At 51.7% G+C, this 26,196-nt stretch carries 24 protein-coding genes and 2 tRNA genes; 19 read left to right on the plus strand and 7 right to left on the minus strand.

Going from position 1 to position 26,196, the window contains the following annotated elements; genetic code table 11:
• Positions 1–92: 92 nt before the first annotated feature.
• The 4 genes from GTPT_RS04895 to GTPT_RS04910 all read left to right on the plus strand — a co-directional run bounded on the left by GTPT_RS04895 (position 93) and on the right by GTPT_RS04910 (position 3,487).
• A complete protein-coding gene (locus GTPT_RS04895) occupies positions 93–557 on the plus strand; it encodes an FxsA family protein (RefSeq protein WP_025901065.1) in 465 nt (154 codons plus the stop codon).
• A gap of 283 nt (positions 558–840) precedes the next feature.
• Entirely contained in the window at positions 841–1,134 is a 294-nt protein-coding gene (locus GTPT_RS04900; protein WP_025901066.1) for a co-chaperone GroES, read from the plus strand.
• 48 nt (positions 1,135–1,182) lie between these two features.
• The gene (groL, locus tag GTPT_RS04905; RefSeq protein WP_029991386.1) at positions 1,183–2,829 is read left to right on the plus strand and encodes a chaperonin GroEL; all 1,647 of its coding nucleotides are present in this window, start codon (positions 1,183–1,185) and stop codon (positions 2,827–2,829) included.
• Positions 2,830–3,133: 304 nt separating this feature from the next.
• Complete coding sequence (locus GTPT_RS04910; RefSeq protein WP_025901068.1) at positions 3,134–3,487, plus strand: DUF4156 domain-containing protein; 354 nt, start codon at positions 3,134–3,136, stop codon at positions 3,485–3,487.
• Positions 3,488–3,556: 69 nt separating this feature from the next.
• On the opposite strand, the gene GTPT_RS04915 is transcribed toward GTPT_RS04910, so the two are convergent.
• Complete coding sequence (locus tag GTPT_RS04915; RefSeq protein ID WP_029991387.1) at positions 3,557–3,982, minus strand: DUF1090 domain-containing protein; 426 nt, start codon at positions 3,980–3,982, stop codon at positions 3,557–3,559.
• 191 nt (positions 3,983–4,173) lie between these two features.
• Complete coding sequence (gene epmB / locus GTPT_RS04920; RefSeq protein ID WP_029991389.1) at positions 4,174–5,202, minus strand: EF-P beta-lysylation protein EpmB; 1,029 nt, start codon at positions 5,200–5,202, stop codon at positions 4,174–4,176.
• Between the two features lie 42 nt (positions 5,203–5,244).
• Here epmB and efp point away from each other — a divergent pair, with 42 nt between their 5' ends.
• The 3 genes from efp to epmA all read left to right on the plus strand — a co-directional run bounded on the left by efp (position 5,245) and on the right by epmA (position 7,265).
• Complete coding sequence (efp, locus tag GTPT_RS04925; protein WP_025901071.1) at positions 5,245–5,811, plus strand: elongation factor P; 567 nt, start codon at positions 5,245–5,247, stop codon at positions 5,809–5,811.
• A 51-nt stretch (positions 5,812–5,862) separates the two neighbouring features.
• Entirely contained in the window at positions 5,863–5,994 is a 132-nt protein-coding gene (locus GTPT_RS16940) for an entericidin A/B family lipoprotein (RefSeq protein WP_174371900.1), read from the plus strand.
• A 293-nt stretch (positions 5,995–6,287) separates the two neighbouring features.
• Complete coding sequence (gene epmA / locus GTPT_RS04930; RefSeq protein WP_025901072.1) at positions 6,288–7,265, plus strand: elongation factor P--(R)-beta-lysine ligase; 978 nt, start codon at positions 6,288–6,290, stop codon at positions 7,263–7,265.
• A 46-nt stretch (positions 7,266–7,311) separates the two neighbouring features.
• On the opposite strand, the gene mscM is transcribed toward epmA, so the two are convergent.
• The 3 genes from mscM to rsgA form a co-directional block, all read right to left on the minus strand.
• Positions 7,312–10,641: a miniconductance mechanosensitive channel MscM gene (mscM, locus tag GTPT_RS04935; RefSeq protein WP_025901073.1), complete on the minus strand. Its 3,330-nt coding sequence runs from the start codon at positions 10,639–10,641 to the stop codon at positions 7,312–7,314.
• Positions 10,642–10,658: 17 nt separating this feature from the next.
• A complete protein-coding gene (gene asd / locus GTPT_RS04940; protein WP_025901074.1) occupies positions 10,659–11,555 on the minus strand; it encodes an archaetidylserine decarboxylase in 897 nt (298 codons plus the stop codon).
• An 89-nt stretch (positions 11,556–11,644) separates the two neighbouring features.
• Positions 11,645–12,697 carry a small ribosomal subunit biogenesis GTPase RsgA gene (gene rsgA, locus GTPT_RS04945; protein ID WP_025901075.1) on the minus strand — a complete coding sequence of 351 codons (1,053 nt, stop codon included), beginning with the start codon at positions 12,695–12,697 and terminating at the stop codon, positions 11,645–11,647.
• Positions 12,698–12,798: 101 nt separating this feature from the next.
• Here rsgA and orn point away from each other — a divergent pair, with 101 nt between their 5' ends.
• The 3 genes from orn (at position 12,799) to GTPT_RS04960 (ending at position 13,683) form a co-directional block, all read left to right on the plus strand.
• On the plus strand, positions 12,799–13,347 hold the full coding sequence (orn, locus tag GTPT_RS04950; protein WP_025901076.1) for an oligoribonuclease: 549 nt from the start codon (positions 12,799–12,801) through the stop codon (positions 13,345–13,347).
• 149 nt (positions 13,348–13,496) lie between these two features.
• A tRNA-Gly gene (locus tag GTPT_RS04955) sits at positions 13,497–13,572 on the plus strand.
• Between the two features lie 35 nt (positions 13,573–13,607).
• A tRNA-Gly gene (locus GTPT_RS04960) sits at positions 13,608–13,683 on the plus strand.
• A gap of 291 nt (positions 13,684–13,974) precedes the next feature.
• Here the strand turns inward: GTPT_RS04960 and GTPT_RS04970 are convergent.
• Together GTPT_RS04970 and GTPT_RS17895 are read right to left on the minus strand one after the other, a co-directional pair.
• Positions 13,975–14,832 carry a branched-chain amino acid aminotransferase gene (locus GTPT_RS04970; RefSeq protein WP_025901077.1) on the minus strand — a complete coding sequence of 286 codons (858 nt, stop codon included), beginning with the start codon at positions 14,830–14,832 and terminating at the stop codon, positions 13,975–13,977.
• 534 nt (positions 14,833–15,366) lie between these two features.
• Positions 15,367–15,492 carry a hypothetical protein gene (locus GTPT_RS17895; protein WP_256360137.1) on the minus strand — a complete coding sequence of 42 codons (126 nt, stop codon included), beginning with the start codon at positions 15,490–15,492 and terminating at the stop codon, positions 15,367–15,369.
• 149 nt (positions 15,493–15,641) lie between these two features.
• On the opposite strand from GTPT_RS17895, the gene GTPT_RS04975 reads away from it, so the two are divergent.
• The 9 genes from GTPT_RS04975 (at position 15,642) to hflC (ending at position 26,194) form a co-directional block, all read left to right on the plus strand.
• On the plus strand, positions 15,642–17,147 hold the full coding sequence (locus GTPT_RS04975) for a bifunctional ADP-dependent NAD(P)H-hydrate dehydratase/NAD(P)H-hydrate epimerase (RefSeq protein WP_029991305.1): 1,506 nt from the start codon (positions 15,642–15,644) through the stop codon (positions 17,145–17,147).
• Positions 17,148–17,150: 3 nt separating this feature from the next.
• Complete coding sequence (tsaE, locus tag GTPT_RS04980; protein WP_025901079.1) at positions 17,151–17,627, plus strand: tRNA (adenosine(37)-N6)-threonylcarbamoyltransferase complex ATPase subunit type 1 TsaE; 477 nt, start codon at positions 17,151–17,153, stop codon at positions 17,625–17,627.
• Positions 17,624–19,228, plus strand: coding sequence for an N-acetylmuramoyl-L-alanine amidase AmiB (gene amiB / locus GTPT_RS04985; RefSeq protein ID WP_029991304.1), 1,605 nt, complete (start codon positions 17,624–17,626; stop codon positions 19,226–19,228). The genes tsaE and amiB overlap by 4 nt, the downstream gene beginning before the upstream one ends.
• A 50-nt stretch (positions 19,229–19,278) precedes the next feature.
• The gene (mutL, locus tag GTPT_RS04990) at positions 19,279–21,171 is read left to right on the plus strand and encodes a DNA mismatch repair endonuclease MutL (protein WP_029991303.1); all 1,893 of its coding nucleotides are present in this window, start codon (positions 19,279–19,281) and stop codon (positions 21,169–21,171) included.
• Positions 21,164–22,114, plus strand: a complete 951-nt coding sequence (gene miaA, locus GTPT_RS04995; protein ID WP_025901082.1) for a tRNA (adenosine(37)-N6)-dimethylallyltransferase MiaA — start codon at positions 21,164–21,166, stop codon at positions 22,112–22,114. Before mutL ends, miaA begins: the two co-directional genes overlap by 8 nt.
• Before the next feature lie 97 nt (positions 22,115–22,211).
• Entirely contained in the window at positions 22,212–22,511 is a 300-nt protein-coding gene (gene hfq, locus GTPT_RS05000; protein ID WP_025901083.1) for an RNA chaperone Hfq, read from the plus strand.
• Positions 22,512–22,587: 76 nt separating this feature from the next.
• The gene (hflX, locus tag GTPT_RS05005) at positions 22,588–23,868 is read left to right on the plus strand and encodes a ribosome rescue GTPase HflX (protein WP_025901084.1); all 1,281 of its coding nucleotides are present in this window, start codon (positions 22,588–22,590) and stop codon (positions 23,866–23,868) included.
• A gap of 92 nt (positions 23,869–23,960) precedes the next feature.
• Positions 23,961–25,190: an FtsH protease activity modulator HflK gene (gene hflK / locus GTPT_RS05010; protein ID WP_029991302.1), complete on the plus strand. Its 1,230-nt coding sequence runs from the start codon at positions 23,961–23,963 to the stop codon at positions 25,188–25,190.
• Positions 25,190–26,194 (plus strand): protease modulator HflC, encoded by a 1,005-nt coding sequence (hflC, locus tag GTPT_RS05015; RefSeq protein ID WP_025901086.1) that lies wholly within the window; start codon positions 25,190–25,192, stop codon positions 26,192–26,194. Before hflK ends, hflC begins: the two co-directional genes overlap by 1 nt.
• The last annotated feature ends 2 nt before the right edge of the window (positions 26,195–26,196 follow it).

Consider the following 26,196-nt stretch of genomic DNA (forward strand, 5'->3'; position numbering starts at 1 on the left):
TTATTATACCCATCTTCATTATTCCATCTTTATGATGTTATCTATTTTCGTCGCCCTGCCTGAGCAGGGGGGCTAACTGACAGGAGACCGCCGTGCGCTGGTTACCGTTTATTGCTTTTTTCTTACTTGCCTGGATTGAAATTTCACTGTTTATTCAGGTCGCTCACGTGGTGGGTGTATTAATGACCATGGTGCTGGTGATCTTTACTTCCGCTATCGGTATTTCGCTGGTTAAACATCAGGGGATTAAAAACTTCAGATTATTACAGGAAAAAATGTTGCGGCAGGAAAATCCAGCGGCTGAGATGACGAAAAGTGTTTCGCTGTTGATTGCCGGTTTCCTGTTAGTCCTGCCTGGCTTTTTTACTGATTTCCTCGGCCTGCTGTTGTTATTGCCCCCGGTACAAAAGCATCTGACCCTGAAGCTGATGCCCTATCTGAAGGTCAGACGTGGCGGAAACGCTGAACCGGACGGCTTTACCGTGGAAGGGGAATTTGAGCGTAAAGAGTACGATGTTATCGAGCATAAAGACGACTCTTCATCTCATCCGCGCTAAGTCATGCCAATAAGGGCTATGTGTCTGCATAGCCCCCTTATGCCTTCTTTCGTTCCCTGACCTTTCTTTGGTGTTTTATTTCACGTAACCGACTGAAAATCCGCATATCCTGCTACTGTAAACCTGAAGTACGGTGACGGCCGGAAAAATAAAAAAAATTTTTTTTTACCACTTGAAAGCGCTCCTCCAAGGCCTTATCTCTGAATGCACGAAGCCGATGCCATCGGGCCGGTATTCAACCCTAAACAACCTGTGACTGAGCATTTCGAAGGAGAGCTATCAAATGACTATTCGTCCATTGCATGATCGCGTTATCGTCAAGCGTAAAGAAGTAGAAGCTAAATCTGCTGGCGGCATCGTTCTGACCGGTTCTGCTGCGGGTAAATCTACGCGTGGTGAAGTTCTGGCCGTAGGCAATGGCCGCATCCTTGAAAGCGGTGAAGTAAAACCTTTGGATGTGAAAGTGGGTGATGTTGTCATTTTTAACGAAGGCTACGGCGCTAAAACTGAGAAGATTGACAATCAGGAAGTCCTGATTATTTCAGAAAACGATATCCTGGCCGTTGTTACTGAGTAACCGGACAACCAATTCCACTAACTTAAATAAATTTAAGGGAAATCTCAAATGGCAGCTAAAGACGTAAAATTTGGTAATGACGCGCGCGTAAAAATGCTGCGCGGTGTTAACGTACTGGCAGATGCAGTAAAAGTTACCCTGGGCCCGAAAGGCCGTAACGTGGTTCTGGATAAATCTTTTGGTGCACCGACTATCACTAAAGACGGTGTTTCTGTTGCTCGTGAAATCGAACTGGAAGATAAGTTCGAAAACATGGGTGCGCAGATGGTGAAAGAAGTTGCCTCTAAAGCAAACGATGCTGCCGGTGATGGCACAACCACTGCGACCGTTCTGGCTCAGTCTATCGTCAACGAAGGTCTGAAAGCTGTTGCCGCGGGTATGAACCCGATGGATCTGAAGCGCGGTATCGACAAAGCAGTTATCTCTGCGGTTGAAAAACTGAAAGCGCTGTCTGTGCCTTGTTCAGATTCTAAAGCAGTTGCTCAGGTCGGCACTATCTCTGCAAACTCTGATGAAAGCGTCGGTACCCTGATCGCACAGGCGATGGAAAAAGTGGGTAAAGAAGGCGTTATCACCGTTGAAGAAGGTACCGGTCTGCAGGACGAACTGGACGTGGTTGAAGGTATGCAGTTCGACCGTGGTTACCTGTCTCCTTACTTCATCAACAAACCGGAAACCGGTGCCGTTGAACTGGAAAGCCCGTTCATTCTGTTAGCGGATAAGAAAATCTCTAACATCCGTGAACTGCTGCCTGTACTGGAAGCTGTTGCTAAAGCCGGTAAGCCTCTGCTGATCATCGCTGAAGATGTTGAAGGTGAAGCGCTGGCAACGCTGGTGGTCAACACCATGCGTGGTATCGTGAAAGTGGCTGCGGTTAAAGCACCTGGCTTCGGCGACCGTCGTAAAGCCATGCTGCAGGATATTGCTATCCTGACCGGCGGTACTGTTATCTCCGAAGAAATCGGTATGGAACTGGAAAAAGCTGTCCTGGAAGATATGGGTCAGGCTAAGCGTGTTGTTATTAATAAAGACACCACCACCATTATCGATGGCGTAGGTGAAGAAACTGCTATCGGTGGCCGTGTTTCTCAGATCCGTCAGCAGATCGAAGAAGCGACTTCTGATTACGATAAAGAAAAACTTCAGGAACGTGTGGCTAAACTGGCAGGCGGTGTTGCCGTACTGAAAGTCGGTGCTGCGACTGAAGTTGAAATGAAAGAGAAAAAAGCACGCGTTGAAGATGCGCTGCACGCAACCCGTGCTGCAGTAGAAGAAGGCGTGGTTGCTGGTGGTGGTGTGGCTCTGGTACGTGTTGCTGCACAGATCTCTGGCCTGACCGGACAGAACGAAGATCAGAACGTCGGTATCCGTGTTGCACTGCGTGCGATGGAAGCCCCTCTGCGTCAGATCGTTGCGAACGCCGGTGAAGAGCCTTCCGTTATCGCTGATAAAGTGAAACACGGCGAAGGTAACTTTGGTTACAACGCAGCCACTGAAGAATACGGTAACATGATCGACTTCGGTATCCTGGACCCAACCAAAGTGACCCGTTCAGCGCTGCAGTATGCTGCCTCTGTTGCTGGCCTGATGATCACCACCGAATGTATGGTGACTGATCTGCCAAAAGAAGAAAAAGCTGACTTAGGTGCTGCCGGTGGTATGGGTGGCATGGGCGGAATGGGCGGAATGATGTAATTCCCCCTGTACTGACAGTGTCTTAGTCAGTACGCAGGACGGTATGATTAACGTCTGCCGTTCGCCTGTAGTCTGCAGACCCGGCTCCGTAAGGAGCCGGGTTTTTTTACGCCTGACGACGGGAATACGGGTGTGAAGACCAGGGGCCGTAAACGCTTCCGGCTGAGCGCATCTGTCGACAGGTTTTTTAATTTAGCCAATGCTATGGTGTAATATGTCATTGCAGATTATATTTCACTCTCTTCGGACAGATGGTTGCCACTTGAGCAGTGACTGGCATGATGAAAAATAATGAGGAAGAATAATGCGTTTACAAATCTCTGCTGCAGTCTTTTTTTCGGCTGCACTACTGACGGGATGCAGCACTGCCGGTAATCAATTAACCTCAGGCGGTCAGGATGTGCGTTTTGTTGATGAACAGCCCGCCGCGCAATGCAAGTTTCTGGGCACCCTGACCGGTGAGCAAAGTAACTGGTTATCGTCTCAGGGGACGGAAGGTGGCAGCTCCATGCGCGGTGCTGCGAACGATTTACGTAATAAAGCGGCGGCAATGGGAGGTAATGTTATCTATGGTGCCAGTACACCGGGCCTGTCCGTGATCTCCAATTTTGTGCCTCTGGCGACGAAAATGTCTGGTCAGATCTATAAATGTCCTTAATCCCTTCCTGAGGTTTCCGGACTGAAACGGATCAGGCAGAGCGATCAGGCTCTGCCTGTGTAAGAAGACTTATTTCAGTGCAGATAAATCAGAACGGCTTTGATCCAGCCGACGGGTAAGGGTACTGAGCTCCTGCTTCTTCTCCGCGACCTTATCCTGATATTTTCTTATCTTATCTTTGTTACCCCGACGGATAGCCTGCTGCAGTTCCTCTTCTGCCGCTTTGACATCAGCCTGTTTTTCAGACTGCTTTTTCTGCAGTTTTTCGACCTGTGCATGGGCATCCTGGCGAACCGATTCCGGCGAGCAATGGGTATTCACCTGATCTAATGCCTTTTCTAACCCTGCCAGTTTGCCGGTATTATTGTGCTGACGCGCATATCCCATCTCTTTTTCAATGGCAATGCGTTTATCGGTACAGGTTTCGGCGGCTAATGCATTCATTGTCAGCAGTGAAAGCACTGACAGGCTCAGTACGGTCATGACTTTTTTCATAAAAGCTCCTTTCAATTCGGGCCGTGCCCGGGTGACTTATGGAAAGCTACCTTGGATACCTGGCGCGGATCCCGCGAGGCTGAACTGCCCGAACAGAGGGCAGTGCAAAGAATATTCCCGGGAGCGTACCAGGCAGTATCATAAATCCTTTTACTGTCAGCCATACTGAACCTGATCAGCTAAGTTCCGGGTCAGTCCTGCCGGAGCTGTAAATCGAGGGGAGTTTTACTCGGTTCACCGCCGATTTCTCGTGCCAGTTTGGGGACCAGATAGCCGGAGATCATCGCCAGCAGCTCGCGCATAATTTTGCGGGCTTCCTCATCGGACACGTAGAAATGAGCCGCTCCCTGAACTTTATCCAGCACATGCAAATAATAGGGCAGGATCCCGGCGTTAAATAGCGCGTTACTGAGGGCGGCAAGTGTGGCTGCGCTATCATTAATCCCTTTCAGCAGCACCCCCTGATTGAGTAGCAGAACCCCGGCACGTTTCAGCCTGGCCATCGCCTCCGTTAAGGCCGGGTCAATCTCATTAGCGTGGTTGATGTGGGTCACCATAATGACCTGCAACCGTGTCTGAGATAACCGCTGGCATAACCCCGGGGTGATCCTGTCCGGGATCACCACCGGTAACCGGCTATGGATACGCAAGCGGAGAATATGGGGGATTGCCTCAAGCTCGCTGATAAGCCAGTCCAGCTCGTGGTCTTTCGCCATCAGGGGGTCCCCGCCGGAAAAGATAATTTCATCCAGCTCCGGGTGATGGCGAATATAGTCGAGGGCGGCCTGCCAGTTCCGCTTATTTCCCTGATTATCCTGGTAGGGAAAATGCCGGCGGAAGCAATAGCGACAGTTAACCGCACAGCCTCCTTTGACCAGCAATAACGCACGGTTACGGTACTTATGCAGCAGCCCCGGTACGGCATTTTGCTGCTCTTCCAGCGGGTCGATACTGTAGCCAGGCGTGGAAATAAATTCTTCCTGTTGGGTAATGACCTGCAGTAACAGAGGGTCCTGCGGATTGCCTTTTTCCATTTTACGGATAAACGCCCGCGGGACGCGCAGGGCAAATAACCGGCGTGCGCCGGTTCCGGCCTGTAGTGCCGGCAGATGCTCCAGATCTAAAAGCTTCAGTAATTCATCAGGTTCGGTGACAACTTCCGTAAGTTGTTGCAACCAATCTTCTCTGGAGGGGGTATTTAGGGTTACAATGTTTGCCATTTTTTTGGCTTTGTCCAGTATCCATATTTGTCGAGGGCCTTCATGGCAACATATTCTAGCAACGATTTTCGTAACGGTCTTAAAATTATGATTGATGGCGAGCCTTACGCCATTGAAGCCAGTGAGTTCGTAAAACCAGGAAAAGGGCAGGCATTTGCACGCGTTAAAATGCGTCGCCTGCTGACCGGTAAGCTTATCGAGAAGACCTTTAAGTCTACCGACTCTGCTGAAGGTGCGGATGTTGTTGATGTGACTCTGACTTACCTGTACAACGACGGTGAGTTCTGGCACTTCATGAATAACAATACCTTTGAACAACTGGCGGCTGACGCAAAAGCGGTCGGTGAGAACGGGAAATGGTTGCAGGACCAGGCGGAATGTATCGTTACTTTATGGAACGGTAACCCGATCACCATCACTCCTCCGAACTTCATTGAAGCTGAAATCACTGAAACTGACCCGGGTCTGAAAGGTGATACCGCCGGTACCGGTGGTAAGCCTGCAACCCTGAGCACGGGTGCTGTGGTTAAAGTTCCTCTGTTCGTTCAGATTGGCGAAGTGATCAGAGTGGATACCCGTTCCGGTGAATACGTTTCACGCGTGAAATAAGTCCTACAGGCACCCCCTTCTCCGGGGGTGCCTGATGACAGGTGAATGATGATGCAAAAACGTCTAATGCAGGTCCTCTTCCTCTGTGCGCTCACGTCATTTCTTAGCGGATGCAACACCTTTCGTGGTTTTGGTGAAGATGTCTCACACCTTGGTAATGCCATTTCCCGCGTGGCGAGCTGATCCGTTAACTTTGTGAACCTCCTCACTGTCCGGCCTTCTGCACTGTAAAAAAACGGCTATGCTTACTGTGTTGTTTCACTGTGCTGTGACTACGATGAGGATATTTTTGCTCCCAGCCCTCATGTCTGCTTCCTCGTTGAAAAACCAACTCTTTTCTGCCTGCCGGCGTCACAGACCTTTGGAACGAAAATTACTCTCTGTCGTCACGGCGGTTTCGCCCATGCATGACGTCATTGTTTGTCGGTGATGTTGCATGTAGACTGCACCACTTTTGTCATCCCGGGAGTACGACAATGAACGAAACCACACACTGGCAGCCGAGTGCACCGATTGCCAATCTACTGAAACGTGCGGCAATTGTAGCGGATATCCGGCGTTTTTTTGCAGATCGTGGTGTCCTTGAAGTAGAGACTCCGGCGATGAGCCAGGCAACCGTCACCGACATCCACCTGGTGCCGTTCAAAACACGGTTTGTCGGGCCGGGCGCGTCTCAGGGACTGGATTTATGGTTAATGACCAGCCCCGAGTATCATATGAAGCGCCTGCTGGCCGCGGGTAGCGGTCCGATTTACCAGATGAATCGTAGCTTCCGTAATGAAGAAGCGGGACGGCACCATAATCCTGAATTCACCATGCTGGAATGGTACCGGCCGCATTATGATATGTACCGGTTAATCAACGAAGTTGATGACCTGCTGCAACAGATCCTGGAATGTGGTGAGGCGGAGTCATTATCCTATCAGCAGGCGTTTCTGCGTTGCCTGAATATTGACCCCCTGACGGCAGAAAAAGAGGCTCTGGTTGCGGTTGCCGCGACACTGGGAGTGGGAGATTTAGCCGCTGCCGAAGATGACCGCGATACTCTGCTGCAACTGCTGTTTATGCTGGGGGTAGAGCCTAAGATTGGTCAGGAAAGGCCTGCGTTTGTCTATCACTTCCCGGCATCTCAGGCCTCGCTGGCAGAAATCAGTACTGAAGATCATCGGGTGGCAGAGCGTTTTGAGGTTTACTATCGCGGGATCGAGCTGGCTAATGGCTTCCGGGAACTGACCGACGCCAGGGAACAACGTCTGCGGTTTGAACAGGATAATCGCCGTCGTGCAGAAAAAGGATTACCTGAGCAGCCGATTGATCAGTTACTGCTGGCGGCGTTAGAGCATGGTCTGCCTGATTGCTCCGGAGTGGCGTTAGGCGTTGATCGTCTTATTATGCTGGCGTTGAAAGCCGAATCTCTGAACGATGTGATCGCTTTCCCGGTCGATCGTTGCTGATCTTATCCGGCCCTGTTCTCCCCGGGGCCGGAAAATACAGTCTTTCTTACAACCCTCCGGACTTATAAACTTTCGTTTGTGGCGTTCCCTGAGCACCCGGCAATGGCGTACTGACTTTCTCCATACGAACCTGGAAAGGCGGGAAGGGCATTTCGATGTGGTTGTCTTTGAAGCCTTTCAGTATCAACTGATGAAGCTCATGGCGCAGAGGCATCCTGTGGCCCATTTCTGCGGCGTAAATACGTAACTCAAACAGCTGAATACCTTGCTGAAGATCCACCAGGAAAGCTTCAGGAAGCGGGGTTTTCAGCACGTAGCTACAACGCTCTGCCGCCTGCTTCAGTACCCCGGTGACCAGTTCACTGTTGATATGCGCCGGGGCCGGGATGGTCAGCACGACCCGAGTGACAGCATCAGAAAGTGACCAGTTAACAAACTGTTCGGTAATAAATGCCTTATTCGGCACAATAATTTCTTTACGATCCCAGTCAGTGATCGTGGTGGCGCGGGTATTTATTTTCGAAATGGTTCCTGTCAGCTCACGAATAGTTACGGTATCACCGATACGTATCGGTTTTTCAAACAGAATGATCAGGCCGGAAATAAAGTTTGCGAAGATCTCCTGTAACCCGAACCCTAATCCGACGCCCAGTGCCGCGACCAGCCATTGCAGCTTAGCCCAGTCAATGCCCAGCATCGAAAACGCTGTCATCACACCGATAATCATCAGCACATATTTGGTTAAGGTGGTAATCGCATACCCGGTCCCTGGTGTCAGACTCAGGTGCTGTAATAAGGCCAGCTCCAGCAAGGCGGGCATGTTTCTGACCAGTTGCAGGGTGATAATCAGTACCAGAATGGCTATCAACACTGCACCCAGTGTCACCGGCTGGATATTTTCTCCGCCGGCCGGGGATGCATCCCATAACGGAATATTTTCCAGAAATGCGAAGGCAGAATGCAGTTCTGACCACAGTAAAATCAGTGAGACTAACGCCACCAGTGTCAGTAAGGAACGCACCAGGCGCAGCGACTGGGCACTGATGGTATCGAGGTCGATAACGGGTTCATCAACATCATAAGAGTCGTTACTGAAGCCGTTATGCTCTTTTTCTTCTTCACCGTTACGGGCACGGCTGGCAAGCATATCTGCGCGTTTCTGTCGTGCACGATCGAACTCAATTCTGCGTCGCTGGATAAGCATCCAGCGACGTATAACATGATAAATCACTAACAGTACAAACCAGATAGCCAGTGAGCTCTCCAGACGTGCCAGCAGTGCCTGTGCGGTTGCCAGGTACCCGATGCAGGACGCGAGCGCAGCAATCAGAGGAATAGCCATCATGACATCCCAGAGAATGGTATTGGTCATGTTGTCACTGTTGCCCTGGCGGTCAAAATACAACGGCAGGCCAGCCCGTTTCAGAGCGTTTGTCACGACAGTCAGAGAGATACAGATAAAAATGAAGCAAAGTCTGCCCAGAGAGGCAGAAAACTGGCGGTCTTCAAGATTATCGAAGGTAATCAGCACCATAATGAGCGGTACAATGACACCCACCGTCAGGGAGTAGTAGCGCATCGCTTTGGCGACACTGGCTTGTGGCCAGCGGAAGTGTGTAATAAACAATCCATGGGGTCTGGCAAAGGCCGCACTGATCATAAATGCCCATAATACCGGCAGAGTTGCGGTAACACCGTCGCCAATCGCCACGGCGATGGGATAAGGCCAGGCATGCTGAAGACCATACCCGAGCGCCGCCCATAATACCGGCAGGGGAAGCGCAACCAGAATTGACCAGAAGACGGTACGCACGGTAAGGCTGAATTTATCCAGGGTGACTTTTCCGACTTTACCGGCTGAGCGTTCGAGGAAAGCCTGGTAATGACGACGCGAACTGATACTGATGACCACCAGAAAGAATGCCCCCAGGATAGGGACAATGGTTTCTCTGCTGGTAAACATCATTATTGTGGCTTTACCCAGTTGCCCGAAAGTATCCAGAGAAAGAAGACGTGACAGATCCTGGACGACCTGCACCGGATAATGGAAGGTGACCGGGCCTACATCAGCCGTCCAGAACAGATAGCGGTGGGTGGCATCTTTCACATCATCCAATGCATCCTGCAATTGGGTATTGGCCACTTTAAGTTTGGTGATCTCCAGAATCAGAGAATCACAACCGGAGATCAGCGAGCCGAGTAATTCGCGCTGGGTGCGTAGCTGGGCATCCAGAATACGTGTCTGGCTGGTGGTCAGGGGAGTACCATCTTCCTGGGTCAGTGAGTGCAAACTTCCTTGCCGGCTTAGCAGATCTTCATAATGCAGCCGTTGTACCCGCAACTCACCCATTTCACTGTCAATCTGTTGCTGTTTCGGGACTTCCGGCAGGCGGGCGACCTGAGCACGCAGGGCTTCTCCCAGCAGGTTAGATTCGCCAAGCCATTGAGATTGCTCCCGCAGTGTGCTGAGCGCCTGTCTGACCTGCAGAGTCTGGCTGGCGGCGAGTCTCTGCTGAGAGGCCACCAGATCCATCCGCTGAGCCTGTTGATTCAAATCGTTGGAAAGATCGCGGTTGATACGGAATTGTTCACTGATACCGGGAGGAAGCTCACCGCTATTTTCAGCCAGTTGCTCGGTACGTTCCAGTGCCTGTTGTGCTTCCTGCTGGCGCAGGGTATTCAGCTGGTTTCTCAGTGCCTGCAGATAGTTATCCAGCTGCGTCATGGTCTTCTGATGCAGCTCAGCCCGTAATCGTGCCAGCTCCTGACGATTACTTGCAGACAACTGAGCCAGTTCCAGTTCGTTGACACGGGCTTTGCTTGCGGCATTCCCGGTTTCACGTGCCCAGGCCGTGGCTTGCCCGCGGGCAGTGGCAGAAACGGAAAGACTTTGCAGACGATGATCACTGTCAGTCAGCGCCCGCCTGGCTTCGGTTTGTTGCTGCGGCAATTGTGTGATGGAATCACTGATTTCCCGGACCCGATCCTGTTCCTGCTGGGCCTGACGGCCTTCTTCCAGTAACTGGCTGCTGACCCGTAAAATCTCCTGCTCCAGCTCATTACTGCTCAGTGACGGACTGACCGTTTTCGGGGTATCTGTCACCGAGACAATTTGCTGCTGTATTTCCCGGGACAATTTAGGGAAATTATCGATAACAGACTGATACTGACGTGCCTGCTCGATCGATGCGGTACGCTGATCGATAAAATCCAGGGCAGTCTGTAACGTCTGAACCAGTTCTGCCTGCGCCGGGCTGGCTTTACTGTTTTTAGCTGTTTCCAGCGCCTGTTTTATCTGTGCGGCCTCGGGAAGCGGGGCCGCATACAGTGAAAAGCTGAGCCCGAGGCTCAGCAGTAAAGCCACAATCACGCGCACGTCATCGTTCTCCGGGCTTACTCAGTGACAGGACTGTCAGAGGGAGTCTCAGAGAAAGTTCTGGCCAGAGGCTGTCCCAGTCGGGTTTTCGCTTCGGCTTCCAGAGACTCACTCAGCATGACTTTATTTTTCGCAAACAGATTAATGACTGTGGAACCGAGCTTAAAGCGGCCCATTTCATCACCTTTCAGTAGCACAACTGCACCTTCTGTCTCTGCTGCAGGGTAGTGCCAGCGCTTAATCACCCCTTCACGTGGTGGCGTAATGGTTCCGGCCCAGACCGTTTCGATACTGCCGACAATGGTGGCACCGACCAGTATCTGAACCATCGGGCCGAAGTCGGTATCAAAGTAGCAAATCACGCGCTCGTTACGGGCAAACAGGTTGGGAATATTGCGCGCAGTCAGCGGATTCACGGAGTACAGGTCTCCGGGCACATACACCATTTCGCGCAGGATACCATTGCAGGGCATATGGACACGGTGGTAATCACGCGGCGCGAGGTAAGTAGTTACAAACTGGCCGTTGTAAAAATCGGCGGCACGGCGCTCATCACCTGCGAGTAAGGCTTCCAGGGTGTACTGATGACCCTTTGCCTGGAAGATCTGATTTTCTTCGATACGTCCGGCCTGACTCACGGCACCATCTGCGGGCTGGACCAGCAGATTAGGGTCGTTATCAATCGGGCGGGCACCTTCTTTTAACGGACGGACGAAGAAGTCATTGAAGGTCGGGTAGGCCGACGTTTCTTTCTTCACCGCCTCAGACATGTCCACTTTATAGTACCAGACAAACAGGTCTATTACTGAACGGGTAAGCCATCCTCCGCGACGGCTGGCAGCCCAGCCAGCCAGTTCGGTTAGCGCTTTTTTAGGTAAAACAGCATTGATGCCAAGTTTAATTTTTTCGAGCATGTTGCCTCCTGGCATGATCACGATATGCAGATAAAAACGGGCGCAACTCAGGCGACCCTGGTAAATTGGCGATCCCGCCAGTATGTCAGTTAGTCCTCACTGACAGAAAAGTTTTTCCGGACTTTAACCTGTGCCATGCTTTCCAGAATACGGTGGTAACTTTCGAAGCGTACTTCGTCAATCTTGCCGTCTTCTACGGCCTGACGTATTGCACAACCCGGATCGTTATCATGTTTGCAGTCGCGGAATTTACAATGACCAAGATAGTCCGCAAATTCGACAAATCCCCGGGTAATTTGTTCCGGTTCCAGATGCCAGAGACCAAACTCCCTGACCCCCGGGGAGTCGATCACATCTCCGCCCTGCGGGAAGTGATACAGGCGGGCGGCGGTAGTGGTGTGCTGGCCCAGACCTGAATTATCTGACACATCATTGGTCAGGATCTCATCTTCACTGGCGGCATCCAGTCCTAACAGCCGGTTCAGCAGGCTGGATTTACCCACACCGGACTGGCCTGCAAAAATACTGATCCTGTCAGTCAGTGCCTGCTCCAGGGGTTCCAGCCCCTGACGTTCGTAGCTCGATACCATCAATACCGGATACCCGATCCTGCGGTAAATATCCATTTGCTCGTTCACAAAGGCCCGTGCCGCCTCATCCAGCAGATCGGTTTTATTCAACACCAGCAGTGGCGCAACCCCCAGCGTTTCACAGGCCACCAGATAGCGGTCGATAATATTCAGCGATAATTCCGGTAAAATGGCCGACACAATGACAATCTGATCAATATTGGCAGCGATCGGCTTCAGGCCGTCGTAATAATCCGGGCGGGTCAGCATCGAGGTTCTTTCATGAACGGCTTCGACAATCCCTTTCCCGGCACCACTTTGTGGTGCGCGCCAGACCACACGGTCACCGGTGACCAGTGAACGGATAGTCCGGCGGATATTACACCGCAGAATATTCCCCGTGCTGTCTTCCACATCGGCATGCATACCAAAGCGGCTGATCACAATCCCTTCTTCCGGTTCGCTAAAGAGGCTGTCATCAGGCTCTGCTTTTTCCGGTCGTGTTTTCAGGCGTCGCTGATGGTTAGCATTAACACGACGCTGCTGACCTTTTGACAGTTTATTTTTGCTCACACTTCCTCTCATGATTTGCCAGACTTCGCCCGGCGGGACAAAACGTCTATGATACCATTATTAGTCATCAATAGACGATTTTAGCAACGGTGAGAGAGTGTATGGCAACTGCAAGTGAAAACAATCTGATTTGGATTGACCTCGAAATGACCGGCCTGGACCCGGAACGGGATCGGATCATAGAAATCGCAACGCTGGTGACCGATGCGGACCTGAATATTCTTGCCGAAGGGCCAGTGATTGCGGTTCACCAGTCCGCCGAACAACTGTCTCTGATGGATGACTGGAATGTTCGTACCCATACCGGCAGCGGTCTGGTTGAACGGGTTAAGCAGAGTCAGTACGATGACCGGGCGGCAGAGCTTGCCACGCTGGAATTTTTAAAACAGTGGGTCCCCGCGAATGCCTCCCCTATTTGCGGGAACAGTATCGGTCAGGATCGCCGTTTCCTCTACAAGTATATGCCTGAACTGGAAGCATGGTTCCATTACCGGGCACTGGATGTGAGTACGCTGAAAGAGCTGGCTCGTCGCTGGAAACCGGAAATCCTGCCGGGTTTCAGTAAAGCGGGGACGCATCAGGCACTGGATGATATTCGTGAGTCAGTGGCTGAATTGCGCTACTACCGGGATAATTTCCTCAGTCTTTAAGTAAAGTTGACTAATCTGACAACAACATGATGCATTAATCATCAGTCAGACGAAAAGCTGCAAAAATATTGGTAACGGGGCTTGCGTAGCGGAATTATTCTCGTATAATTCGCACCCCGTAACGATGAAGAATTTATGTCGTTGCCGGCGCGGGAATAGCTCAGTTGGTAGAGCACGACCTTGCCAAGGTCGGGGTCGCGAGTTCGAGTCTCGTTTCCCGCTCCAGAGTTAATAAACGTAGTTGCAGTTGTACCTCCGATGCGGGAATAGCTCAGTTGGTAGAGCACGACCTTGCCAAGGTCGGGGTCGCGAGTTCGAGTCTCGTTTCCCGCTCCAGATTTTCTTCGGTATTTTCTTCCGTTTGACACTTCTCTTTCTTATCCTGATTTGCTGATTTGCTGATTTGCTGATTTGCTGATTTGCTGATTTGCTGATTTGCTGATTTGCTGATTTGCTGATTTGCTGATTTGCTGATTTGCTGATTTGCTGATTTGCTGATTTGCTGATTTGCTGATTTGCTGTGCCGGGAATCGCGGGTAAAAAAAATCAGCGCACCAGGTACGCTGATCGATATTGCCGGATGACAGGGGAAGGCGGACGCTATGCGTTACCTTATCCGCGGTGACTTCACCCCTGAACTTTTTCTGAGGCTTCGGTAAAGGCCTGATATAGCTCACGGGCACGGGCACTGACAGGGCCACGGGTCAGCTCTCTGTCTTCAATACGGTTACAGTGCAGAACCTTACCGTGGTTACCGGTACTGAAGATTTCGTCTGCATTCAGGACATCTTCCGGGGTTAACGTCACTTCTTCTACCGTAATACCGTCTTCACGTAACAGGGCAATCACCCGCTGACGGGTAATTCCGTTCAGGAAAGTCCCGTTAGGCACCGGGGTATAGGCCGTACCATTTTTGACGATCCACAGGTTAGCCGCTGCAAATTCTGCCACATTTCCTTCACCGTCCAGTACCACTGCGGTGTAAAAGTCACGCTGGCTGGCTTCCCGGATAATACGTTGTGTATTCGGATACAGGCAGGAAGCTTTGGCTTCCGTGGGAGCCATGGTCGCGTCGGGGCGACGGAACGGACTGAACGTTGCGCTGAATCCGTTATCTTCCGGCAGGGCTGTTTCAAAAATATGTAATGCAAAAGTTGTGCTTTCAGGATCCGGCAGCAGGAACCCGCCAGGAGAGAAGAACAGAACTTTAATGTAGTAATCGGTATCGTGAGGAAGGCGGGCCAGCCCCTGGTGGACTAAACGAATAATTTCGTCTGCGGTAATTTTAGGTTCCATTCCCATAGAAAGCGCGGAGCGAATAGCGCGCTGACAGTGGGCTTCCAGGTCCGGAAGATGGCCTTTGACAGCGCGCGCGCCGTCAAACACAGTAGAGGCCATCCATAATGCATGATCGGTGATACCAATCGCAGGTTTATCTGTCGTGCTCCATTCGCCGTTGTACCAGATGATTTCTTGGTTATTCATTGTCTTCCTCAGTACCCATAATGTCCTGTCACCAGGCTGCCGTTATAATTGATGTTTTGTGAACTGTTATTGGCATGCCGGACGCTAATGCCAGCAGTTAACTTCAGCTTAGCAAGAAATCAGATATAGCTGAATAACTTCTCTTCGCCAGATCCGCCACTTTTTTACTTTTTGTCGTGCGATCGGCAAAGGATCGTTTGTCATACAGAGGATCTATCTACCCTGCTGATATTTATGATGTATTCCGGGAGGCTGATCCCCGGGGCTGCGTCAGCGTTTAGCGATTTGTATAAATAACCATCGATCAGTGCGCATCAGTGCGTTTGCTAGTTGCTATCACAGTGCGTTCTCTGCATAATACGCCTCCCCGAAATACTGTATCTCTGATGTGCTATTTCGTACCGCACAAAGGGAAGCCTTTATTTTTACAAAGGATTCATCCGTGAGTGCCCTATACAGGCATCTTTTTTGTAGTCTGTAAACAGAGTTATCCACAGTTTTAACCTTTTTTTACCTTCGCTCTCCTGTACAGAGTCATTGCCAGAGATAGTTAGCAACCGATTGATTTAAATAAAAATATTTTATTTTCACCGCAATGTGACTTTCGTCATTTTCTCTCTGTATACCTTGAATAAAAAAGATATTTTTATTTTTATCCACAGACAAAAATCTCCTGCAAAAAGAAACCCTATAAAATAATTTAGCCAGGTATCTGTGTGGCGAATATGTGCCTGTCAGGGACCGGCTCCCTATTTTTGCCTGCTATGTTATCCTGTCGGCCTCTCTTTCCCGTGATTAAGAGGTCGCCAATGTCTGAGCATCATCAGGATCTTTCTTCATCGTCGGCTGTCTGGCCGGTTAACGCCTTCCCTGAACTCGAACGTGCTCTGTGTGAGAGCGGTGATATTACCTGCTGGCAGCTGATGCAGCAGGCAGGTATGGCTGCGTTTACGTATCTGCGGCAGACCTGGCCGGCAGCACGGCATTTACGCATCTTATGCGGGGCCGGAAATAATGGCGGGGATGGTTATGTACTGGCGACCCTGGCAAGTATGGCGGGTTATACCGTCAGTGTGATGGCGTGTGATCATAAAGATCTTCCGCCGGAAGCCGCACAAGCCAGAGATCAATGGCTGGCCTGTGGCGGGGAATGTCAGCCTGCAGACGGGGAGTGGATCGGGCAGGAGGATCTGATCGTTGATGCTTTGCTGGGGATCGGTCTGAATCGCGCACCTGAAGATCCTTATCTGTCGTTGATCGAAAAAACCCGCCAACGGCAGGTGCCTATCCTGGCCCTGGACATCCCTTCCGGCGTCATGGCGGATAGCGGGGCAGTACCGGGGGCTGCTATCAAGGCCACCGTGACACTGAGTTTTATCGCGCTGAAAGCCGGACTGCTGACCGGTAAAGCGCGGGATTATTGCGGCAGGGTGACGCTGGATCCTCTCGGAACGCTACCTGACCCGGTACTGACTGCAGCGCCGATCTGGCGCAGAACCGCGCGGGATCTGTCGCGGTGGCTGCAGCCCCGTCAGGGGACGTCCCATAAAGGGAATAATGGGCGGTTAGTCTTCATCGGGGGCGCAGAAGGGACCGGGGGAGCAATACGCCTTGCCGCAGAGGCGGCATTACGCAGCGGAGCCGGCCTGGTCAGAGTATTGACTCACGCCAGCAATATCCCGGCCATTCTGAGCGCACGTCCGGAACTGATGGTTGCCGAAGCCTCGGACGAAAAACTGCAGGAAGCTTTGGAATGGGCCGATATGCTGGTTATCGGTCCGGGACTGGGCCAGAGTCAGCGTGCCCGACAGCTCCTGAACCAGGTAAAAAAAAGTAAAAAAGACACACTTTGGGATGCTGATGCCCTTAACCTTCTGGCAATCGACCCCGATACACGTCAAAATCGAATTCTTACCCCTCACCCCGGTGAAGCCGCTCGATTACTTGGGTCGACGGTCAGTGCTGTCGAACGCGACCGGCTACAGGCCGCACGCGAACTGACACTGCGTTATGGCGGGGTTGTCGTACTGAAAGGGGCAGGCACGCTGATCACGTCTTTCAAAGACGAAATGACGATTGCCGATGCAGGGAATCCCGGGATGGCGACCGGGGGGATGGGTGACGTGCTGAGCGGTGTGATTGCCGCACTTGCCGGGCAGAAACTCTCTCTTTATGATGCGGCCTGCGCCGGTGTCGTCGCCCATAGTGCCGCGGCCGATGCTGTTGCCAGCGAATCAGGCATGCGTGGTATGTTAGCCAGTGATTTATTTATTCCGCTTAGGCGATTTGTTAATCCTGATATGAACGTAAAATAAAGAATGAAAACCTCTGTTATCGCTTTACCTGATGAATCGGCCACTCTGGCTTTAGGCGCATCTCTTGCACAGGCCAGTCACCGTGCCACGGTTATCTATCTGCACGGTGATTTGGGGGCCGGAAAAACCACCTTCAGTCGTGGTTTTATCCAGGCGCTCGGGCATCAGGGGAACGTGAAAAGCCCGACCTACACCCTGGTGGAACCTTATACCCTTGGGCAGCGCACTGTTTACCATTTCGATCTGTATCGTCTGGCGGATCCTGAAGAACTGGAATTTATGGGGATCCGTGATTATTTCGGCGCAGAGGCTATCTGCCTGGTCGAATGGCCACAGCAGGGAAAAGGCTTTTTACCTGAGCCGGATCTGACGATCACCATGAGTTACGTGGACGACTGCCGGCAGGCAGAGATCGTTGCCCATACCCCTTATGGGGAAAATATTGTCGCGAAGTCGGTCACAGACAGGGATGGAGTATGACCTTACGGCATTTGTCCCGGTATGGACTGTTATTGCTACTGACCCTCCTGTTGCCGGGGCTAAGTGTTGCAGCATCGTTATCCAATATCAGTGTCGATAATGGCGGTTCACTGGCCACGGTGACACTGCATTTTAACGGTAAACCCACCTACTCATGGTTTTCTCTCCATAAACCCGAACGGGTAGTGATGGATATCAATCAGTCGGGAGTGATTAAAGGCCTGCCGCTGAATTTTAGTGGTGAGAATATCGTAAAGCGTATTCGTACCAGCAAACCGGTTAATGCGAACAGCTTTCGTCTGGTCTTTGAGCTGACACAGTCGGCGAAAACCACGACCCGGATGAATGTGCAGGGGGATGAATATCAGGTTATTTTTTCTTTGCATGGAAAAAATGCCGTCACTTCGGCCGCGAAAGCGACGCCGGCCAGTGACCCTTTCAAAGGGCAGAATGGGGCGACGGTGACGAATACCAATACGACAACGTATCCCGGCGGTAAGATCCGTAATAACGACCGGGTGATCATCGCTATTGATGCCGGGCATGGTGGCCAGGATCCCGGGGCAATAGGCCAGAACGGGCTTAAAGAGAAAAATGTCACCATCGCCATCGCCCGTAAACTGCAAAAACTGCTGAATGCAGACCCTATGTTTAAAGCCGTTATGACCCGAACCGGGGACTACTATGTCTCCGTGAAGGGGCGTTCTGAGGTTGCACGCAAAGAAAAGGCGAATCTGCTGCTCTCCATTCATGCGGATTCGGCCCCGAATCGTTCTGCCACGGGGGCTTCTGTCTGGGTGCTTTCCAACCGGCGGGCAAACTCAGAAATGGCAGGCTGGCTCGAAAAGAGAGAAAAACAGTCTGAATTACTGGGCGGTGCGGGTGATCTTCTGGCAAACAATCAGGCGGATCCGTATTTCAGTCAGGCGGTACTGGACTTGCAGTTTGGCCATTCACAGCGCGTAGGGTATGACGTTGCGGTCAAAGTGATCCAGCAGCTACGGGTTGTAACAGTGATGCATAAACGCTTGCCTGAACATGCGAGCCTTGGGGTATTGCGTTCGCCGGATATTCCCTCCTTACTGGTTGAAACCGGATTTATCAGTAACCGGAAGGAAGAACGTCTGCTGGGAACCAGCGCCTATCAGGATAAGATTGCCAGAGCGATTTACTCAGGGCTGCATAACTATTTTAAACTGCACCCTCAGCAAAATGTGCCGGACAGAGAGAATAAAGCGCAACCTGCCATACCGGCCAGGCCTGTTTCATCAGCGATCCATGTTGTGCGGCAGGGTGAAACGCTGACAGGAATTGCACGGCGTTATGGTGTGACGAACCGTGTGCTGATTGATCTTAACCGTCTGAAGAACGAAAATGTGATGACAGGGCAGCGTCTGAAAATCCCCGCAACCGGGGGGAGCCCGCAAAATACGTTAGCGACCAAACCTCCGGCGATTGTCCGGCATAAAGTGGTCAGAGGAGATACACTCAGTAGTATTTCCGCTAAGTATGGTGTGAGCTCAACGCGTATAATGCAGCAAAATCATATGCGTTCTGAAAATGTCATGCTGGGCCAGACACTGACAATCTCTCCGCCATGATCCGCTGACAGAAGAGAACTTCTGGTCATCAACGTTCTGTGAGGAAGGGAATGACAATAAAAATATTACCACCTCAACTGGCGAACCAAATCGCCGCCGGAGAAGTGGTTGAAAGACCGGCCTCGGTCGTTAAAGAGCTGACAGAAAACAGCCTGGATGCCGGGGCGACCCGCATTGAGATAGAAATTGATAAAGGTGGCGCCAGGCGGATATCCATCCGTGATAATGGTTGCGGGATAGCGAAAGATGAACTCCCGATGGCATTAGCCCGTCATGCGACCAGTAAAATCGCCAGCCTGGATGATCTGGAAGCCATTATGAGCCTGGGGTTTCGCGGTGAAGCCCTGGCCAGTATCAGTTCGGTGTCACGACTGACACTGACCTCCCGTCCGGAAGCGCAGGAAGGGGCATGGCAGGCGTATGCTCAGGGGCGGGAAATGGACGTTTCTCTCAAACCGGCAGCGCATCCCTGCGGTACCACTCTGGAAGTCCTGGACCTGTTCTATAACACCCCGGCCCGGCGAAAGTTTCTGCGTACCGAAAAAACTGAATTTGCACATATTGATGAAGTGATCCGCCGCATTGCCTTAGTGCGTTTTGATGTGGAGTTTTCCCTCAGCCACAATGGTAAACGGGTTCGTCATTACCGCGCAGCCAGTGAACAGAAGCAGCAGGAGCGCCGGCTGGCCGCCATCTGCGGGTCCGCCTTCCTTGAACATGCTCTGCATCTCGAATGGCAGCATGATTCTCTGGGCCTGACCGGTTGGGTGGCAGACCCCCGTGCGGCAGGGCAGTTCTCAGACTTACAGTACTGCTATGTGAATGGCCGTATGATGCGCGATAAACTCATCAATCACGCTATCCGGCAGGCCTACCAGGATAAACTGGGAGCAGATCAGCAGCCCGCCTATGTCCTTTACCTGACCATCGACCCGCACCAGGTTGATGTGAATGTTCATCCGGCAAAACATGAAGTCCGTTTTCACCAATCGCGACTGGTCCATGACTTTATTTACCAGGGCGTACTGAGTGCGTTACAAAGTGCGACGGAAACACTGCCGGAGATGACGGAGACACCGGTGACCTCCGGGGCAACGAACAGAAGCGCCGCCGGGGAGAACCTGTATGCTTCACCAACGCGGCCAGCGACGGCCGACCGCGGTGCGGTGCCGGCCGATGACAGTGGCCGGAGGCGGGAGCAAACCGCCAGCCGCGGTGCCGGGGCTACGCCCCCGGTCTCCTATACCGCACCGCGTTATCAGACCCGGGAAGGGGAGCTGTACCAGCGGATGCTCTCTTCGGCTCAGCTACCGGCGTCAGCACAGGAGAAGGTTTCAGCCCCGGAGCGGAGTCAGTCAGCGGATCCCGGCGTGCCATTAGCCTCACACCCGCGAAGTTTTGGCCGGGTGCTGACCGTTCTGCGTCAGGCCTATGCGCTGACCGAACATCAGGAGGGACTGCAACTTATTTCTCTGCCAGTGGCCTCGCGTTGGCTTATCCAGGCTCAGTTGCAGCCGGGGGAGGCCCCTCTGCGCTCTCAGCCCTTACTGATCCCTGTCCGGCTGAAAACAGAAAAATCAGAGCGTCAGGCACTGTCCATACACAGTGAATCGTTGCAGTCTATGGGGCTGGAGTTTGCGACGGATGCCCAGCATGTCACATTGCGTGGGGTGCCTTTACCATTGCGCACACAAAATTTACAAAACTTGATTCCGGAGCTGTTAGGCTATCTTGCCCGACAATCAGAGGTCAGTGCAGAGCAGCTTGCCCGATGGCTGGCAACCCGCTGTAACACCGGACACTCTGAATGGAATCACTCACAGGCTATTGCTTTACTGGCAGACCTGGAGAGGCTGACACCGTCACTGGTGACCGCTCCTCCCGCCGGATTATTACAGGCAGTAGATTTAAACAATGTATTTGAAGCGTTGAAAAATGAGTGAAATAAATCAGTCCGGCCGGCCAAAGGCTATTTTCCTGATGGGGCCGACGGCTTCCGGTAAAACGGCCCAGGCCATAGCATTACGCCAGAAACTGCCGGTAGAAATTATCAGTGTCGACTCTGCATTAATTTATAAAGGTATGGATATCGGGACAGCCAAACCTTCCGCAGAAGAACTGGCACTGGCGCCGCATCGTCTGCTGGATATTCGTGACCCGGCACAGGCCTATTCGGCGGCAGAGTTTCGCCGTGATGCTCTGAAAGAAATGAATGAAATTTCACAGAGCGGGCGTATTCCATTGCTGGTGGGCGGGACAATGCTCTATTACAAAGCATTACTGGAGGGGTTATCCCCGTTGCCTGCGGCTGACCCGGAAATTCGCCGACAGATAGAAGCAAGAGCGGAAGCGGAAGGCTGGGAAGCGCTTCATCAGGATTTATGCCGTATTGATCCTGAAGCAGGGCATCGTATTCATCCGAATGATCCCCAGAGACTGTCGAGGGCACTGGAAGTTTTCTATATTTCAGGTAAAACTTTAACAGGGCTGACAAAAACATCTGGCGAAGCGTTACCTTATGATGTCATACAGTTTGCAATTGCTCCCTCCAGTCGCGAATTGTTGCACCAGCGCATCGCATTGCGTTTTCAGCAGATGCTGGCGTCGGGGTTTGAGACAGAAGTGCGAAAATTATTTATGCGGGGTGATTTGCATACAGATATGCCCTCTGTCCGCTGTGTAGGGTATCGCCAGATGTGGTCATGGTTATCGGGTGAAATCGATTACGATGAAATGGTTTTTCGCGGGATCTGCGCGACACGACAGCTGGCCAAGCGGCAGATCACCTGGTTACGGGGATGGGAAAATGTCCACTGGCTTGACAGTGATCAACCTCTGTTAGCACAGGAAGCAATAATGAAGGTAGTTAGTGCTAACATTGGGTGATTGTGTACAATTGACGGGTTACCGTGCGCAAAATTTTCGCAATTTTAAACTGTTGGTTCTGAAATAATAAACAACAAGCATATAAGGAAAAGATAGAATGGCTAAAGGGCAATCATTACAAGACCCGTTTTTAAACGCATTGCGTCGCGAACGTGTACCGGTTTCGATTTATCTGGTTAATGGTATTAAATTGCAAGGTCAGATCGAATCCTTCGATCAATTCGTCATTCTGTTAAAAAATACCGTCAGCCAGATGGTGTATAAGCACGCTATCTCTACGGTAGTACCGTCACGACCGGTATCTCACCACACTAATGCGCCGGCGGGTGGCAGTAACTATCATAATAATGGAACTGCATCTGCTCAGTCACAACAAGACGGTGATAGCGCAGAGTAATTTGTCACTGTAATTCCAGGGTCGGTGTCTGTAACAAGGCCGCCGCCCTGGTTTTTTTATTAAGAGAGGTTTTCGCTTGTTTGAGCGTTATGAAGCTGGCGAGCAGGCTGTTCTGGTCCATATCTGGTTTACCCAGGACCGGGATCAGGAAGATTTACAGGAATTTGAAACACTCGTATCTTCTGCGGGCGTAGAAGCCCTGCAGGTAGTGACCGGTAGCCGCAAGGCGCCCCACCCCAAATATTTTGTGGGCGAAGGAAAAGCACAGGAAATTGCTGATGCGGTCAAAGCGACCGGTGCCTCCGTCGTCCTGTTTGATCATGCATTATCCCCGGCCCAGGAACGTAACCTGGAAGCTATCTGTCAGTGCCGGGTCGTTGATCGTACCGGCTTGATCCTCGATATTTTTGCGCAGCGTGCTCGTACCCATGAAGGTAAATTGCAGGTTGAACTGGCTCAGTTACGTCATCTGGCGACACGGCTGGTCAGAGGCTGGACTCACCTGGAACGTCAGAAAGGCGGGATAGGTTTGCGCGGGCCCGGCGAAACCCAGCTGGAAACGGACCGCCGTTTACTGCGTAATCGCATCAGTCTGATCCTCTCGCGCCTGAGTCGCGTGGAAAAGCAGCGTGAACAGGGGCGTCAGGCGCGGGCAAAAGCGGATATTCCTACTGTGTCGCTGGTGGGGTATACCAACGCCGGGAAATCCACCCTGTTTAACAAGGTGACGTCGGCTGACGTTTATGCCGCTGACCAGTTATTTGCCACGCTGGACCCTACGTTACGCCGTCTGCATATCGCGGATGTCGGGGATGTGGTTCTTGCCGATACGGTGGGTTTCATTCGTCACCTGCCGCATGACCTGGTGGCTGCATTTAAAGCAACGTTACAGGAAACCCGTGAGGCATCGCTGCTGATGCATGTTGTCGATGCGGCGGATGTGCGTCTGGATGAAAATATTGATGCCGTCGATGAAGTGCTGGCCGAAATTGAAGCCGATGAAATCCCGGCATTACTGGTGATGAATAAGATAGACCGGCTGGAAGGTTTTGAGCCGCGAATCGATCGCAATGAAGAGAATATGCCGGTCCGTGTCTGGTTATCGGCACAAAGCGGTGCCGGCATTCCTTTGCTCTGGCAGGCGCTTTCTGAACGTCTGGCGGGGGAAATTGCTCAGTACGAATTACGTCTGCCGCCTCATGCCGGTAAGTTACGCAGCCGCTTTTACCAGTTACATGCGATCGAAAAAGAATGGAATGAAGATGATGGCAGCACAGGCCTGCACATCCGGATGCCCGTCGTTGACTGGCGCAGGATGTGTAAGCAGGAGCCATCTGTGATTGATTATATTGTCTGATTTATTTTTTCAATACCAGAACGACGTATCTCAGTATCCGATACCACCGCACTTAAAATTTTCACCGCAATTACTATAAATGGAGTGTAAGCATGGCGTGGAATCAGCCCGGTAATAACGGACAGGACCGCGATCCTTGGGGGAGCCGCAATAAAAAAGGCGCTAACCCCGGGGATAATCGTGGCGGGCGTGATCAGGGACCCCCTGATTTAGACGATGTATTCCGTAAACTCAGCGAGAAGCTGGGTAAATTTGGCGGATCAAAATCAGGCGGTACCGGTCAGCCGGGCGGAAAAATCGCCGGCGTGGTGGTACTTATTGCGGTGGTGGTCTGGGCAGCCAGTGGTTTTTACACTATCGGTGAAGCAGAACGTGGGGTGGTTACCCGTTTTGGTAAGTTCAGCCATCTGGTTGAACCCGGCCTGAACTGGAAGCCGACCTTTATCGACCATGTGCGTGCCGTTAACGTTGAGGCCGTCAGAGAGCTCGCGACTTCCGGAGCGATGCTGACGTCTGATGAAAACGTGGTTCATGTTGAAATGAACGTCCAATATCAGGTCACCGATCCTGAACAGTATCTTTATTCCGTCACCGATGCGGATGACAGCCTGCGCCAGGCGACAGACAGTGCCTTACGTGGTGTGATTGGTCGCTCGACGATGGATCGTGTACTGACGGAAGGCCGGACTGTGGTCCGCAGTGAAACCCAGCGTGAAATTGAAGAAACGATCCGTCCATACCATATGGGGATCAGCATACTGGATGTTAACTTCCAGGCAGCTCGTCCTCCGGAGCAGGTGAAAGCCGCATTTGATGATGCGATTGCTGCACGTGAAAACCGTGAGCAGTACGTGCGTGAAGCCGAGGCTTATGCTAACGAAGTTCAGCCGCGCGCCAATGGACAGGCTCAGCGTATTCTGGAAGAAGCCCGTGCGTACAAAGAACGGACGGTACTGGAAGCGCAGGGTGAGGTCGCTCGTTTCTCTGAAATCCTGCCGGAATATAAAGCGGCACCTCAGATAACCAAAGAGCGTCTGTATATCGATACCATGGAACGGGTATTATCCGAAACCCGCAAAGTGGTTGTCGGGGATAAAAGCAATAATCTGATGGTACTTCCCCTTGATCAATTAATGAATGGCGGATCAACTTCGCAAAGTCACGGGGCTCGTCAAACCGTCCCTCCGCTGAAAGCTCCATCAGCAGCCTCTTCTACCGTTAATACACGTCGTAATACGTCGTCATTATCGACGGAAAGCATTATGGATCAGCGCAGAGCGAATGCACTGCGTAATGATGGCTTGCGCGAAGGAGAGGAATAATGCGTAAATCTGTAATAGTTGTCGCAGTGGTCGTGCTGGTACTGCTGTTCACCTCAATGTTTATTGTGCCGGAAGGGCAGCGGGGCATCGTTGTTCGCTTTGGTAAAGTATTACGCGATAATGAAAACAAGCCACTGGTCTATTCGCCAGGCCTGCATTTCAAAATCCCGTTCTTTGAAACAGTGAAAACCCTGGATGCACGTATTCAAACGATGGATAACCAGGCGGATCGTTTTGTGACCAAAGAGAAGAAAGATCTGATTGTCGATTCCTATATCAAATGGCGTATCAGTGATTTCAGTCGCTATTACCTGGCGACCGGCGGGGGAGATATTTCTCAGGCAGAGCTGTTACTGAAACGCAAGTTCAGTGACCGTCTGCGTTCAGAAATGGGCCGGCTGGATGTGAAAGACATTGTGACTGATTCGCGGGGCCGTCTGACCACCGATGTGCGTGATGCACTGAATACCGGGAGTGCCGGGGTGGATGATGACGTCCGGACGCCGGCAGCAGACGATGCTATTGCCAGTGCGGCAGCCCGGGTAGAGAAAGAAACTCAGGGCAAAGTCGCGGCCGTGAATCCGAACAGTATGGCAGCACTGGGTATTGATGTTGTTGATGTCCGCATTAAACAAATCAACTTACCGGCGGAAGTCTCTGATGCGATTTATAACCGTATGCGTGCGGAACGTGAATCTGTTGCCCGTAGCCAGCGTTCTCAGGGCCAGGAAGAAGCTGAGAAAATACGCGCCCAGGCCGATTATCAGGTGACCAAAACACTGGCAGAAGCACAACGCCAGGCGCTGATCACCCGGGGTGAAGGGGATGCAGAAGCCACAAAATTATTTGCGGATGCCTTCAGTAAAGATCCGGACTTCTTTACCTTTGTCAGAAGCCTGCGCGCTTATGAAAATAGTTTTAAAGGTGATCGTGATGTGATCGTGATGAGCCCGGACAGTGATTTCTTAAGGTTTATGAAATCACCCGCTCAGACGACGCACTGACA

It is taken from the genome of Tatumella ptyseos ATCC 33301, assembly GCF_000735525.1.
Lineage (GTDB): Bacteria > Pseudomonadota > Gammaproteobacteria > Enterobacterales > Enterobacteriaceae > Tatumella > Tatumella ptyseos.

Coding starts and splice junctions, on each gene's coding strand:
- orn (WP_025901076.1), top strand. CDS start 12,799: ATGGCAACTGCAAGTGAAAACAATCTGATTTGGATTGACCTCGAAATG.
- epmB (WP_029991389.1), bottom strand. CDS start 5,202: ATGGCAAACATTGTAACCCTAAATACCCCCTCCAGAGAAGATTGGTTG.
- tsaE (WP_025901079.1), top strand. CDS start 17,151: ATGAAAACCTCTGTTATCGCTTTACCTGATGAATCGGCCACTCTGGCT.
- GTPT_RS04915 (WP_029991387.1), bottom strand. CDS start 3,982: ATGAAAAAAGTCATGACCGTACTGAGCCTGTCAGTGCTTTCACTGCTG.
- GTPT_RS04910 (WP_025901068.1), top strand. CDS start 3,134: ATGCGTTTACAAATCTCTGCTGCAGTCTTTTTTTCGGCTGCACTACTG.
- mutL (WP_029991303.1), top strand. CDS start 19,279: ATGACAATAAAAATATTACCACCTCAACTGGCGAACCAAATCGCCGCC.
- hflC (WP_025901086.1), top strand. CDS start 25,190: ATGCGTAAATCTGTAATAGTTGTCGCAGTGGTCGTGCTGGTACTGCTG.
- hflK (WP_029991302.1), top strand. CDS start 23,961: ATGGCGTGGAATCAGCCCGGTAATAACGGACAGGACCGCGATCCTTGG.
- efp (WP_025901071.1), top strand. CDS start 5,245: ATGGCAACATATTCTAGCAACGATTTTCGTAACGGTCTTAAAATTATG.
- GTPT_RS04975 (WP_029991305.1), top strand. CDS start 15,642: ATGTCTGAGCATCATCAGGATCTTTCTTCATCGTCGGCTGTCTGGCCG.
- hfq (WP_025901083.1), top strand. CDS start 22,212: ATGGCTAAAGGGCAATCATTACAAGACCCGTTTTTAAACGCATTGCGT.
- GTPT_RS04900 (WP_025901066.1), top strand. CDS start 841: ATGACTATTCGTCCATTGCATGATCGCGTTATCGTCAAGCGTAAAGAA.
- groL (WP_029991386.1), top strand. CDS start 1,183: ATGGCAGCTAAAGACGTAAAATTTGGTAATGACGCGCGCGTAAAAATG.
- amiB (WP_029991304.1), top strand. CDS start 17,624: ATGACCTTACGGCATTTGTCCCGGTATGGACTGTTATTGCTACTGACC.
- GTPT_RS04970 (WP_025901077.1), bottom strand. CDS start 14,832: ATGAATAACCAAGAAATCATCTGGTACAACGGCGAATGGAGCACGACA.
- GTPT_RS16940 (WP_174371900.1), top strand. CDS start 5,863: ATGCAAAAACGTCTAATGCAGGTCCTCTTCCTCTGTGCGCTCACGTCA.
- asd (WP_025901074.1), bottom strand. CDS start 11,555: ATGCTCGAAAAAATTAAACTTGGCATCAATGCTGTTTTACCTAAAAAA.
- miaA (WP_025901082.1), top strand. CDS start 21,164: ATGAGTGAAATAAATCAGTCCGGCCGGCCAAAGGCTATTTTCCTGATG.
- epmA (WP_025901072.1), top strand. CDS start 6,288: ATGAACGAAACCACACACTGGCAGCCGAGTGCACCGATTGCCAATCTA.